Source organism: Allobosea sp. FG18 (assembly GCF_057809495.1).
This window is the reverse complement of the sequence record NZ_JBMDKB010000022.1, coordinates 51,602-63,901: the sequence shown is the minus strand read 5'-3', so window position 1 is coordinate 63,901 and position 12,300 is coordinate 51,602. Positions and strand designations below refer to the sequence as shown.

The 12,300-nt window shown below is 64.6% G+C and carries 15 protein-coding genes and 1 pseudogene; 7 read left to right on the top strand and 9 right to left on the bottom strand.

Features of this window, described 5'->3' with window-relative positions; genetic code table 11:
- Positions 1 to 54: 54 nt before the first annotated feature.
- From ACODTJ_RS22610 to ACODTJ_RS22590, 5 genes are all read right to left on the bottom strand, one after another.
- A complete protein-coding gene (locus tag ACODTJ_RS22610; RefSeq protein ID WP_454657331.1) occupies positions 55 to 264 on the bottom strand; it encodes a hypothetical protein in 210 nt (69 codons plus the stop codon).
- A gap of 188 nt (positions 265 to 452) precedes the next feature.
- The gene (gene gatA, locus ACODTJ_RS22605; RefSeq protein WP_488850120.1) at positions 453 to 1,967 is read right to left on the bottom strand and encodes an Asp-tRNA(Asn)/Glu-tRNA(Gln) amidotransferase subunit GatA; all 1,515 of its coding nucleotides are present in this window, start codon (positions 1,965 to 1,967) and stop codon (positions 453 to 455) included.
- Between the two features lie 85 nt (positions 1,968 to 2,052).
- The gene (gene gatC, locus ACODTJ_RS22600; RefSeq protein ID WP_199087433.1) at positions 2,053 to 2,340 is read right to left on the bottom strand and encodes an Asp-tRNA(Asn)/Glu-tRNA(Gln) amidotransferase subunit GatC; all 288 of its coding nucleotides are present in this window, start codon (positions 2,338 to 2,340) and stop codon (positions 2,053 to 2,055) included.
- Between the two features lie 238 nt (positions 2,341 to 2,578).
- Positions 2,579 to 3,277, bottom strand: a complete 699-nt coding sequence (locus tag ACODTJ_RS22595) for a metal-dependent hydrolase (RefSeq protein ID WP_454657332.1) — start codon at positions 3,275 to 3,277, stop codon at positions 2,579 to 2,581.
- 24 nt (positions 3,278 to 3,301) lie between these two features.
- On the bottom strand, positions 3,302 to 3,643 hold the full coding sequence (locus ACODTJ_RS22590; protein ID WP_454657333.1) for a GIY-YIG nuclease family protein: 342 nt from the start codon (positions 3,641 to 3,643) through the stop codon (positions 3,302 to 3,304).
- Between the two features lie 162 nt (positions 3,644 to 3,805).
- Between ACODTJ_RS22590 and ade the strand changes: the two genes are divergently transcribed.
- The 3 genes and pseudogenes from ade to ACODTJ_RS22575 form a co-directional block, all read left to right on the top strand.
- On the top strand, positions 3,806 to 5,521 hold the full coding sequence (ade, locus tag ACODTJ_RS22585) for an adenine deaminase (RefSeq protein ID WP_454657334.1): 1,716 nt from the start codon (positions 3,806 to 3,808) through the stop codon (positions 5,519 to 5,521).
- Positions 5,522 to 5,651: 130 nt separating this feature from the next.
- The gene (locus ACODTJ_RS22580; protein ID WP_454657335.1) at positions 5,652 to 5,900 is read left to right on the top strand and encodes a DUF6719 family protein; all 249 of its coding nucleotides are present in this window, start codon (positions 5,652 to 5,654) and stop codon (positions 5,898 to 5,900) included.
- Positions 5,901 to 5,986: 86 nt separating this feature from the next.
- Positions 5,987 to 6,130 (top strand): annotated as a pseudogene (locus tag ACODTJ_RS22575) (adenine deaminase C-terminal domain-containing protein); the annotation flags it as partial.
- Between the two features lie 758 nt (positions 6,131 to 6,888).
- On the opposite strand, the gene ACODTJ_RS22570 reads toward ACODTJ_RS22575, so the two are convergent.
- Both ACODTJ_RS22570 and ACODTJ_RS22565 read right to left on the bottom strand, forming a co-directional pair.
- A complete protein-coding gene (locus ACODTJ_RS22570) occupies positions 6,889 to 7,821 on the bottom strand; it encodes a hydroxyacid dehydrogenase (protein ID WP_454657336.1) in 933 nt (310 codons plus the stop codon).
- Entirely contained in the window at positions 7,818 to 8,399 is a 582-nt protein-coding gene (locus tag ACODTJ_RS22565; protein ID WP_454657337.1) for a GNAT family N-acetyltransferase, read from the bottom strand. The genes ACODTJ_RS22570 and ACODTJ_RS22565 overlap by 4 nt, the downstream gene beginning before the upstream one ends.
- A gap of 186 nt (positions 8,400 to 8,585) precedes the next feature.
- Here ACODTJ_RS22565 and ruvX point away from each other — a divergent pair, with 186 nt between their 5' ends.
- Complete coding sequence (gene ruvX, locus ACODTJ_RS22560) at positions 8,586 to 9,089, top strand: Holliday junction resolvase RuvX (RefSeq protein ID WP_454657338.1); 504 nt, start codon at positions 8,586 to 8,588, stop codon at positions 9,087 to 9,089.
- A gap of 71 nt (positions 9,090 to 9,160) precedes the next feature.
- Here the strand turns inward: ruvX and ACODTJ_RS22555 are convergent, their stop codons facing one another.
- Entirely contained in the window at positions 9,161 to 9,556 is a 396-nt protein-coding gene (locus ACODTJ_RS22555) for a hypothetical protein (RefSeq protein ID WP_454657339.1), read from the bottom strand.
- Between the two features lie 145 nt (positions 9,557 to 9,701).
- Positions 9,702 to 10,082 (bottom strand): hypothetical protein, encoded by a 381-nt coding sequence (locus tag ACODTJ_RS22550; protein ID WP_454657340.1) that lies wholly within the window; start codon positions 10,080 to 10,082, stop codon positions 9,702 to 9,704.
- A 274-nt stretch (positions 10,083 to 10,356) separates the two neighbouring features.
- On the opposite strand from ACODTJ_RS22550, the gene ACODTJ_RS22545 reads away from it, so the two are divergent.
- From ACODTJ_RS22545 to ACODTJ_RS22535, 3 genes are all read left to right on the top strand, one after another.
- The gene (locus ACODTJ_RS22545; protein WP_454657341.1) at positions 10,357 to 11,271 is read left to right on the top strand and encodes an AEC family transporter; all 915 of its coding nucleotides are present in this window, start codon (positions 10,357 to 10,359) and stop codon (positions 11,269 to 11,271) included.
- 114 nt (positions 11,272 to 11,385) lie between these two features.
- Positions 11,386 to 11,658, top strand: coding sequence for a hypothetical protein (locus ACODTJ_RS22540; RefSeq protein ID WP_454657342.1), 273 nt, complete (start codon positions 11,386 to 11,388; stop codon positions 11,656 to 11,658).
- A gap of 161 nt (positions 11,659 to 11,819) precedes the next feature.
- Positions 11,820 to 12,296, top strand: coding sequence for a GNAT family N-acetyltransferase (locus ACODTJ_RS22535; protein WP_454657343.1), 477 nt, complete (start codon positions 11,820 to 11,822; stop codon positions 12,294 to 12,296).
- The last annotated feature ends 4 nt before the right edge of the window (positions 12,297 to 12,300 follow it).

Here is a 12,300-nt window from a genome sequence, read left to right as displayed (position 1 = left end):
TTTGTTCGCCATTTTTCAGCTTCGTGGTTCGGGCGCCAAACACGCAGGCTCAGATCAACCGATCAGCCGCTTCGCCACCGCCCGGCAGATGAGTGCGAGGCCGGCGGCAACGACCGTTCCGATGGCTCGCGCGGCTGGATCAGGAATTACCTCTCCCCGCATGAGCTGAAGGACCGTGAGCAGGATCATCAGCACGACGACGACGGCGAGGATGCCGGCAAGCGCGGTCAAGCAGGCATAGGCCATGGCGCGGCTGAAGATCATCGCCGTTTCCTCGGAAGGTTGCCTACCCTAACGATCAGGGAATGCGCATGTCATCCCGGGCGAGCAGCGCGAGACCCGGGATCCATTCCGGAACAGTTCAGGCATGGATCCCGGATCGGCGCGGCTTCGCCGCTTGTCCGGGATGACCAGCGCCTTTCAAAGCGGCCTCAGCAAAAACCGAAACCGCCTCAACCCCACCAGCGCTCGGAGACCGGGAAACGCCCGGCCGCCTGCTCGATGACTTCGCCGAGCGAGAACAGCGTCTCCTCGTCGAAGGGGCGGCCGATGAGCTGGAGGCCCAGCGGCAGGCCCTGCGCGTCGAGACCAGCGGGGACCGCGATACCCGGCAGGCCCGCCATGTTCACCGTCACCGTGAAGACGTCGTTGAGATACATCTCGACCGGATCGGCCGAGCCCTTCTCGCCGATGCCGAAGGCTGCCGACGGGGTCGCCGGCGTCAGCACCGCGTCGATGCCCTGCGCGTAGACCGTCTCGAAATCGCGCTTGATCAGCGTGCGGATCTTCTGGGCCCGGACGTAATAGGCGTCGTAATAGCCGGCCGAGAGCACATAGGTGCCGATCATGATGCGGCGCTTGACCTCTGCGCCGAAGCCGGCGGCGCGGGTCTTCTCATACATCTCGACGATGTCCTTGCCCTGCTCGCGCAGGCCGTAGCGGACGCCGTCATAGCGGGCGAGGTTCGAGGAGGCCTCGGCCGGGGCGACGATGTAATAGGCCGGCAGGGCGTATTTGGTATGCGGCAGCGAGATCTCGACGATCTCGGCGCCGGCTGCCTTGAGCCAGGCAATCCCCTGCTGCCAGAGCGCGTCGATCTCGGCGTTGAGGCCGTCGAGCCGGTATTCGCGAGGAATGCCGATCTTCATGCCCTTCACCGAGCGGCCGACGGCGGCCTCGTAGTCCGGCACCGCCATGTCCACCGAGGTCGTGTCCTTCGGATCGTGCCCGGACATCGAGCGCAGCATCACCGCCGCGTCGCGCACCGTCTTGGCGATCGGCCCGGCCTGATCGAGCGAGGAGGCGAAGGCGACGGTGCCCCAGCGCGAGCAGCGGCCATAGGTCGGCTTGATGCCGACCGTACCGGTGAAGGCGGCGGGCTGGCGGATCGAGCCGCCGGTATCGGTCGCGGTCGCGGCGAGGCAGAGATCGGCGGCGACGGCCGAGGCCGAACCACCCGACGAGCCACCCGGCACGAGATGGGCGCCCTCGACGGCACCGCCCTGCCCTGCGCTCACGTTGGAGCCCTTGCGGCGCCAGGGGTTCACGACATTGCCGAAGGCCGAGGTCTCGTTCGACGAACCCATGGCGAACTCGTCATTGTTGAGCTTGCCGAGCATGACGGCGCCATCGCGCCAGAGCTGGCTCGTCACGGTCGATTCATAGGCTGGCACGAAATTGCCGAGGATGTTCGAGCAGGCGGTGGTGCGCACGCCGTTGGTCGCGAACAGGTCCTTGATGCCGAGCGGCAAGCCTTCGAGCGGGCCGGCCTCGCCCTTGGCGAGCTTCTCGTCGGAGGCCGCGGCCTGCTTCAGCGCGTGCTCGGGGGTCTCCAGTACATAGGCGTTGAGGGCGCGGGCCTTCTCGACGGCGGCGATATGCGCTTTCGTCAACTCGGTCGCGGAGAAGGTCTTGGCTTTCAGGCCGTCGCGGGCCTCGGTCAGCGTCAGGCGGGTGAGATCGGTCACGGTTTCAATTCCGTTCTGCATGCGGATGGCGATCCCGGATGGCGCCTCGCGCTTCCGGGAGGGTCGAAAGGCGGCTAGCGCCCGCTCACTCGATCACCTTCGGCACCATGAAATAATCGTCCTCGGAAGCCGGGGCGTTGGCGACGATCGCGTCGGCGATCTCGCCATCCGTGACCACGTCCTCGCGCTGTTTCATCGCCATCGGCGTCACCGAGGTCATCGGCTCGACGCCGTCGACATTCACCTCGTTGAGCTGCTCAACGAAGCCGAGGATGGCGTTGAGCTCGCCTTGCAGCTTGGGCAGATCGGCCTCCGGCACGGCGATGCGCGCGAGATGCGCGACGCGTTTGACGGTGGCGAGATCGACCGACATGGCGGACTCCTGGATGGGGCGCGGATCACGCGCCGGAAAACGGTTCGCCGCGCTATAGCAGACGCGGCGAAGTAAGTAAGCGCTTACTTACCCCGCGCGTCATCCCGGACAAGCGGCGAAGCCGCGCCGATCCGGGATCCATTCCGGAGCGCTTCCGGCACAGGTTCAGGCATGGATCCCGGGTCTCCGCTGCGCTCCGCCCGGGATGACGGCGGAGGGATCGATTCGCAGTGGGACCTCAGACCGCGAAAGCCTCGCCCTTCTTCGGCAGGACGACCGCGATGCCGCTGCCCTGCATGCCGGCGACGAAGGTGTCGGCGTTCTGGTCGATGATCGGGAAGGTGCCATAATGCGCGGGGATAGCGACCTTCGGCTTGACGAAGCGGGTCATGGCGAGCGCGGCGACCTTTCCGCCCATGGTGAAGCGGTCGCCGATCGGGCAGATGCAGGCCTCGACCCCATGGATCTCGCTGAGCAGCGCCATGTCGGAGAAGATGTCGGTATCGCCCATGTGCCAGAGCGTCTTCTCACCCTTGGCCTTGATGATCGCGCCATTGGCACTACCGACAGGAACGTTGACGCCGCCCTCGCCCATGCCGGCGGAATGGTCGGCGCGGGTCAGCGTGACGCTGAACGGCCCGAGATCGACGGTGCCGCCGGTATTCATCGGGCTGAAGTTCTTCAGCCCCTGCGAGGCCAGATGCATCGCGAGGTCATAGTTCGTTATGACCGTCGCGCCGGTCTTCTCGGCGATGTCGAGCGTGTCGCCGACATGGTCGCCGTGGCCGTGGGTGACGACGATATGGCTCACGCCCTTGGAGATCGCCGCGACATCGCCCTCGAAGGCCGGGTTCCCGGTGAAGAACGGATCGATCAGGATGGCGGCGCCGTCGAGATCGACGCGGAAGGCGGAATGGCCGTACCAGGTGAGTTTCATGCGAAGGCTCCGGAAACGCACGGGTCAATCGAGATGCGTCGTCGGATATAGATCATTCCAGTCGGGATTGGCACGTTCGATAAGAGCGATCTTCCAGTCTCGCGACCAGCGCTTGATGCGCTTTTCCTGCGCTATTGCTTCTGCCGGATCGTCATGATGTTCGGCATAGACTAGACGCGTCACACCATAACGACCGGCGAATTGCGAGCCCCGACCGTCGCGGTGCTCCGCGACGCGCCGGGACGGGTGATTGGTCACACCGACATAGAGCGTGCCGTTCTTTTTGGCTTGCGAGAATGTAGAACCACATCCCGAACCTATACGCGGGTCATCCCGGGCGAAGCGAAGCGTAGACCCGGGATCCATGCCTGAACCTGACGAGAAGAGGTTCCGCAGACAACCGGGAACGTTCCGGCATGGATCCCGGGTCTCCCTATGGTCGCCCGGGATGACGCGCGTTTGGAACGTATCGACAAGCTCAAGCGGGCCGTGCAGGTTCGCGCGATGATGCAAGACGGAAATCGCCCTATGACCGACGCCGCCAAGGTCTCCAGTCAAGAACTTGCCCGCCGGATCGCCCAGGGGCATGGCGACGAGCCGGCCGATCTCGTCATCAAGGGCGCGAAGCTACTCGACCTCGTCACCGGCGCGCTGGTCGAGAGCGATATCGCGATCTGCGGCGATACCATCGTCGGGACCTACGGGGCCTATGAAGGCAAGCGCGTCATCGACGCCAAGGGCCTGATCGCCGTGCCCGGCTTCATCGACACACATCTGCACATCGAATCCTCGCTGGTGACGCCGCTCGAATTCGAGCGCTGCGTGCTGCCGCATGGCGTCACCACGGCGATCTGCGATCCGCACGAGATATCGAACGTGCTGGGCGTCGAGGGCATCCGCTATTTCCTCGCCTGCGCCGAGGCGATGCGGATGGATCTGCGCGTCAATCTCTCAAGCTGCGTGCCGGCGACGCATCTGGAGACGGCCGGGGCGCAGCTGGAGGCCGGCGACCTCACCCCGATGATGGATCATCCCAAGGTGATCGGGCTCGCCGAGTTCATGAACTTTCCGGGCGTGATCCATCGCGATCCCGGCTGCCTCGCCAAGCTCGAAGCCTTCTCGCATCGTCATATCGACGGCCATGCGCCGCTGGTGCGCGGGATGGACCTCAACGCCTATCTCGCCGCCGGCATCCGCACCGACCACGAGACCACCACCGCCGACGAAGCCCGCGAAAAGCTCGCCAAGGGCATGGCGATCCTGATCCGCGAGGGCTCGGTCTCGAAGGACCTGCATCAGCTCATCCCGCTGATCTCGCGCGACGCCTCGCCCTTCCTCGCCTTCTGCACCGATGACCGCAACCCGCTCGATATCGGCGAGGAGGGCCATCTCGACTACATGATCCGCACCGCCATCGCGGAGGGCGCGGATGTGCTCGCGACCTACCGCATCGCCTCGCTCTCGGCGGCGCGGAATTTCGGGCTTTTCGACCGCGGCTTCATCGGGCCGGGCAAGCGCGCCGATATCGTGCTGGTCGAAAACCTTGCCGCCTGCTCGGTGAAGCAGGTCCTGACGGGGGGCCGGCTGGTCGAGGAGGCGCTGTTCGCGGACCGGGCGAATATCGCTCCCGTCGGGCTCGGCAGCGTGAAGAGCCGCAAGCTCTCCCCCGCCGATTTCGCGGTGAAGGCCCGCGACGGCGAGACGCCGGTGATCGGCGTGGTGCCGGGGCGGATCATCACAGAGCGGCTGTCGATGCCCCTGCCCTCGCGCGACGGCGAGGCCCTGCCCGATCTGGCTGAAGATGCGATCAAGGTCACGGTGATCGAGCGGCACGGCAAGAACGGCGGCATCGCCACCGGCTTCGTCCATGGCTTCGGCATGAAGCGCGGCGCCATCGCCTCCTCGGTCGGGCATGACAGCCACAATCTCTGCGTCGTCGGCGTCGACGAGGCCTCGATGGCGGCGGCGGCCAATCGCCTGATCGCGATCGGCGGCGGCTTCGCCGTAGCCGATGGTGGCAAGGTCACGGCGGAACTGGCGCTGCCGGTCGCCGGGCTGATGAGCGAGCAGCCCTTCGAGGCTGTGCGACACGATCTTGAAGGGTTACGCGCCGCGGCGAAGGCGCTCGACGTCGTGCTGGCCGAGCCCTTCCTGCAGGTCGCCTTCCTGACCCTGCCGGTGATCCCGCATCTCAAGATCACCGACAAAGGGCTGGTCGATGTCGATCGGTTCGATTTCGTGTGAGCCTGTGGCGCTGGCCCGTAGGGCGCGCCAGTCGACGGATATCTGGAATGGGTCGGGAACGGGCCGAAGGTGCAATTGACGATCGGTCGTCTGAATCCTTTAGATATTCTTGTCTCGATATGAGGTTGCCATGACACGATGCGGTATTTTCGCGTTTGCCTTTTCGTCGCTCCTGCTGCTCGGCCCAGCAATCGCGCAGCAGATTTATAGCCGCGAGCCGGCCAAGGGACAGATCATTGCCGGCCAGAAGGTTCTCGTCGACGACGGCCGATGCCCCAGAGGGCAAATACTTGAGGTAACCGGCGGCACAAATCCGGGCCTTCGAAATCGACAAGGCCAGTCGACAGAGCGCCAGCGTCGTTGCGTCGCGCGCCCGTAAAGTCCTTATTTTCGCGTCAGAACGCCCCTTCGGAGCCGCGCCCGTTCAACTCCACCGCATTGCCGGCGATATGCAGGGTCAGGATCAGGTTAGGCGCCGCGGCAAAGGCGCTCGGCGTCGTGCTGGCGGAGCCCTTCCTGCAGGTCGCCTTCCTGACGCTGCCGGTGATCCCGCATCTCAAGATCACCGGCAAGGGGCTGGTCGATGTCGATCGGTTTGATTTCGTGTGAGTGCCGGCGAATTCATTCGCGCGTTTAATTTCACCTGAGGACTACCCATAAAAATGATTATTTGCGCATAATTTCAAATATTTATGAATTTACACTCGCGCGAGTGTCACAACTTAGACAAAAATTGATATTTACACTCCGATTGGCCGCCATATCATGGTCAATCCATGAGCAGTATACTCAAAATAATATTGATCTTCATTCTCGGAGGCACTCCGGCCCTTCTAAATGACGTAGCCGCCCAAGAGACCCTAAACGGCAGAGGTGTTGGCTACGCGTTCCGCAAGGAAGCTCGGATCAGTGAAGGCTTTCGGAAAGGCGACGACGGCTTTCTCGCGTGTCATATTGTCGTGCGCACTATGGAAGGCTCTCTCGCCGAGGTGCAAGCTTGTGAGCAAGCGTGCAACCGTCGAGTCGATGGGCATAGTTTCGTGAAGAGCGGCTGCTTTTTGGGAGCCGCTCCGGCCTTGGCAGAAAGTGCACTCGGCCGAGAAACCCTAAACGGTAGGAACATTGGCGACGTCTTCCGTAAGGAGGCTCGAAGCGGTGAGGGCTTTCAAGCTTGCCATGTCGTTGTGCGAACGAAGGAAGGTTCGCTCGCCGAAATGCAGACTTGTGAACAAACGTGCAATGCTCGAGTCGATGGGCATAGCTTCGTCTTCTCTAGCTGCTTTAGGTGGTAAAATATCTAGCTTATTCCATAGCGAAAGGAGTTACCCTCGGTTGAAAGCGGTTGCCACGAACAGTTGGGTTACGCCTTAAATCCGCTCGTCCAGCGCCGCCATGACCTTCTCCGCCACGAGCCCGGACACCCGCCCGTTCGACTCCACCGTATTCCCGGCGATATGCGGGGTCAGGATCAGGTTCGGCGCGCCGGCAAAGACCTTGGCGGCGTCCTTTCCGAGCGGCTCCTGCTCGTAGACGTCGATCGCGGCGCCGCCGAGCTTGCCGGCCTTGAGCGCCTTGACCAGCGCCGCCTCGTCCATGATGCCGCCGCGCGCCGTGTTGATCAGGATCGCGTCCGGCTTCATCCGGGCGAAGGCCTTCGCGTCGATCATGCCGCGGGTTTCCGAGGTCAGCGGGACATGCAGGCTGATCACGTCGGCCTCGGCCAGCAACTCGTCGAATTCGAGCCGGCGCACGCCGCTCCAGGACGGGTCGTCCGCCGGAAGGCGCGGGTGGTAGGCCGCCACCTCCATACCGATCGCGCGGGCATGGCGGGCGACGTCGCGGGCGATGGAGCCGAAGCCGACGAGACCCATCAGCTTGCCGGCGATCTCGCGGCCGATCAGCTTCGTCTTGGGGAATTCGCCGGCGACCATCGCGGCATTGGCGAAATAGGCGCCACGCAGCAGGGTCATCGTCGTGCCAATGACGTATTCGACGACGGAGAGGCTGTTGGCGCCCGTCGCGGGGAAGACGCGGATGCCGCGCGCGGCGCAGGCCTCCATGTCGAGATTGTCGAGGCCGACGCCGAGCCGGCCGATCACCTTGAGCCGCTTCGCCGCTTCCAGCACCTTGCCGCGCACCTGCGTCTGGTTGCGCACGATCACGGCCGGGACATCGGCGAAGAGCCGGGCCATCTCGTCCGGGTTGGCGTAGAGCTCGGGGTCGTAATGGACCGAAAAGCGCGCCTTCAGGTTAGCGACGGCGGTGTCGTCCATGAATTCGGTGATGACGATATCGGTCATGGGGCAGTGCTGACGAGGAAGCGAAGGCGTTGATCGGGGCTGTAGAGCGGCGCGACGAAGGTTTCGATCAGCCGCCCGCCGTTCTTTTCGATAATGCGGCGCGAGGCATGGTTGGTCGCGTCGCAGGTGATGGTGATTTCGGGCAAGCCGGCCTCGTGCGCCACGCCGAGCATCGCGGCGAGCGCTGCGGTGGCGTAGCCGTGACCGGCGAAGGCCGGCAGGATGGTGTAGCCGACATGGCCGAGAACATGCTCCGGCAGAGCCAGGATCGGGCGACCGTCCTTCTCCTGCCAGCGCAGGTTGATCGACCCGATGAAGGGCCGCTCCGGGCGATCCTCCGCGAAGATCCAGCGCGTCGGGCCGGGAATGCGATCGACCTCACGGCCATCCGGCAGGCGGATGCGGCCGGGGCCACCGCAAGTCTCGGCGAGGAAGGCATCGGGATCGGCCGCGATGGCTGCGAGCTGCTGGGGCGCGACGTTGCGCGTCGTATTCGGCGACCAGCCGCCGCGCAAAGCCGCCTGATAGGCGTCGAGCAGGGACCTGTCGGGAACTTGCAGCGAAATCCGCGCCGGCACGGGACTGTCCTTCCATGCGGCGGCGCCGCTATCCAAGGGCGCCGCTATCCAAGTCGGCGCATATAGCCTGATAGCCGGCAATACGCGATGACTGTCGCGCTACAGCTGCCGGGGACCCGCCATTCGCCGGGCGCATCGGAGAAGGTATTGCTCGCGACGCGGGCCGGCGCATGATACCGCGATGGCATGACCAGCGCCGTCGTTCCGCTTGAATCTTTCATCGACCTGCCGGCGCATGCGCGCCTGCTCGGGCTCGACCTCGGCAGCAAGACGATCGGGCTTGCCCTCTCGGACCTCGAGCGGCAGATCGCGTCGCCCCTTGAGACGATCCAGCGGGTGAAGTTCGGGCTCGACGCGGCTGCCCTTCTGAAGATTGCGGAAAAGCATCAAGTGGCCGGGCTGGTGATCGGCCTGCCGCTCAACATGGATGGCACGGAGGGGCCGCGGGTGCAGTCGACCCGCGCCTTCGTGCGAAACCTCGCGCCGCTGACCGCGCTGCCGATCGTGTTTTGGGACGAGCGCATGTCGACGCTGGCGGTGACCCGCACCCTGCTCGATGCCGACGCCTCGCGCGCCAAGCGTGCCGCCGTCGTCGACAAGATGGCGGCAGCCTACATCCTGCAAGGCGCGCTCGACCGGCTCGGCCGGCTCGGCCCGCAGGAAGCCGAGGACGACGGCCAGAACGACTGAAGGCCGCCCCGCGCGACGGCGCGAAGCGGCCTCCGTGAAAAACGGCGTGGCGGATCCCGGACGGAACCGGCCTAGCGGTAGAGTTGGCCGCGCTTGATCGCTCGCTTCTGCGCCTCGCGCTCGTTCTTGACCGCGCGCTTCTGCTCTTCGAGCGTCATGCCCGCCATCGGATTCTGCGTGCGACCATAGCCACGGCCTCGACCGTCATCGCGACCATAGCCGCCGCCATAACGGGGCCCACGGTCATCGTACCGGGAGCCACGGCCGTCGTCGCCCCGGAAATCCCGGCGCTCATAGCCACGGCGATCGTAGCCGTCGCGGGGCCGGCGCTCATAGCCGTAGCCGTAACCCTGGCCGTAACCCTGGCCCTGGCCACCATAATACTGGGCGACCGCAGGCTGGGCGGAAGCCCAGGCCATCACGACCAGACCGAAGCCCGCCACCACTGCGCGTCCAAGCGACTTCATCGTAACGACATCCCTCATCGGAAAACACATGACACCATTCCATGGCGTCGAAACCTCAAGAATATCCTGACAAACGCAATAAACCCAGGACATACAAAGGCCCGCGCATTGCGCGGGCCTTGCGAGGCAGGCCATTCAACGCCCGTCAGCGCTCATAGCGCCAGTCATAGGGCTGCTGATAGTAATAGCGGCGCGGATAGGCGTAGACCGGCGCAGGCTGCGCATAGTAGCCGTCATCGTAATAGTAGTTCGGCGCCGCATAGGCACGGTTCTGGGCCGCGATGGCCGCCGCGCCGAGGATGCCGAGACCGATGGCGCCAGCGACCGCCGCGCCGCGCGACGGACCGCGCCAATGGCCACGATAGCCGTTACGGTAGCGATACTGGGTGTATTCGGCCTGAGCCTTGTCGAGGCGCGCCGCGTCGAAACCGCGCGTTTCGGCCGCCATGGCGGGAACGGCGAAGCTGCCTGCGGCAACGCAGGCCACGGTCAGCGCAACAGCGGCCTTTTTCTTCAGAGACATCATGACGGCATCTCCTTTCGCGAGATCACCCAATGTTGAAGCCAGCATGGGGCAATCCGGTTGAATGGGACCTGAACCAATCGCGGCGGCATTGCGGCAGGCACAGGGCGGCTCTTCTCGCGTGCCCTTGCCGGCCATGAGAGGGCATGACAGGGACAGGTCGGTTCGACAGTCAAAACGGCTACCCGTCGGTATTGTTCCCGACGGGCTCTCGCGACGGCCTCTTGCAACGGCCTCTCCCCCGCCCTCCTGCCCCGCCCTCGCCTCCGGCCCCTCCATGCTCGACAGCCTGATCGCCGTATTTCTCGTCATTGCGACGGGCTGGTTCCTGAAAGCGCGAGGCGTGGTCTCGCCGGCGCATTGGGTCGGCGTTGAACGCCTGACCTATCAGGTGCTCTTTCCGGCGGTGGTGATCCATACGCTGGCCATGGCCGACCTGCGCAGCATGCCGGTGCTCGGCATGGGCTCGAGCCTCGTCCTCGCCATTCTCAGCGTCGCCGCCCTGCTCCTGCTCGCCCGCCCGCTGCTGGCGCGCGCCGGCATCGACGGGCCGGCCTTCACCTCGATCTTCCAGGGCTCGGTGCGCTGGAACACCTTCGTCGGCCTTGCGCTGGCGGCCGGCCTGCAGGGACGTACAGGCACGACGCTGATGGCGATCGCCGTCGCCTCGATGATCCCGCTGCTCAACGTGATGTGCGTGTTCGTGCTCGCCCGCTATGCCAGCGGCAGGCCGATGAGCCTCGGCGCGACGATCCGCTCGATCCTCTACAACCCGTTCATCTGGTCCTCGGCGGCCGGGCTGGCGCTCAACCAGCTCCAGTGGATGCTGCCCAGCGCCTTCACCGGCTATCTCGACGTGCTCGGCCGCGCCTCACTCGGCATCGGCCTGCTCGTGGTCGGCTCGGCGCTCGACCTCGGCAAGCTGGCCCGCCCCCGGCTGGCCCATGCCGTGGCGGTCGGCCTTAAGCTCGCGGTCCTGCCCGTGCTTGCCTGGCTGTATGCTGGCTGGTTCGGCGTCACCGGCCCTGCCCTCGCGATGACGGTGGTCGCAAGCGCCGTGCCGACCGCGACCGCCGCCTATTTCCTGGCGCGCGACCTGGGCGGCGACGCACCCCTCATGGCTGAAATCACGACCCTGCAGACGCTGCTTGCGCTAGCGACGCTTCCGGCCGCAGTTTTTCTGCTGGCCTAATATACTAAAACTTGAATTTCATTAACATTTGCAATCTATAATTGTATATCGATCCGGGAGTCGAAGCTCTGCCGGACGAGCTGGTCCCCGACTATGCGAGGGAAGCCATCCGCCATGAAGCAAAAAGCGTCCAAGCTGATCTCACTTGAAGCCATCGCAAGCGGGGGCACCGGCGACGACGTTCCCAATAGGCCGATGTCACCGCTGGAAGCCGCCTCTTTCATCGAGGGCATGGCGGCCGAACTCCGCGGCATCGCCAAGGCGGCGAAGCTCGACGGCCTCGGCTATTTTCTCGAGATGGCCCGCATCGAGGCCTCCAGCGAGGTGGCCCGCATCGCCGACGTGAACGACGCACCCGGCAAGCTTGGGGCAATAGACCGTGTCTAAGCATCACGACGTGGCTTTACTTGCAGCCCTGGCCGCCCTAGAGCGGCACACAAGGTAGAAGGAGATTTATGCGCAGAGGCCGGAACTGAACCCGCAGAGAGCGGAATTTTGCGGCGCCCAGGTGGCGCCTGTCTTTGCACATATCCATCTACGGACACATTATGAAAACCGAGAATACGACTATCCGCGCCTATGAGACGGCGGACGTCGAAGGCTTGTCGCGAATCTGGCTCGCGGCCTCAAGCGAAGTCCACGCATTCATCGGCGAAGACCGGCTGCGCGAGCAGCAAACCTTGGTCGAGACCGTCTATCTGCCCCGTGCCGAAACATGGGTCGCCATGCGCGACGGGGAGCAAGCCGGCTTCATCAGCCTGATGGAGGATTTCATCGGCGGGCTGTTCGTGTCCCCGCGCCATCAAGGCTACGGCATCGGGCGCCTGCTCGTCGCACATGCATTGGCGCTGAAGGGCCAGTTGCAACTTGAAGTCTATACCGCCAACGATCGAGCCTACGCGTTCTACCGCGCTCTAGGGTTCGAAGAGGTGTCGCGCAGGCCCAGCGATGATCAGGGGCTGCCGTTCGAGAACGCCCAAATGCTGCTGAAACCCGTCGCGGCAAGCTCGGCCGAGCCGCGCTAGCCCG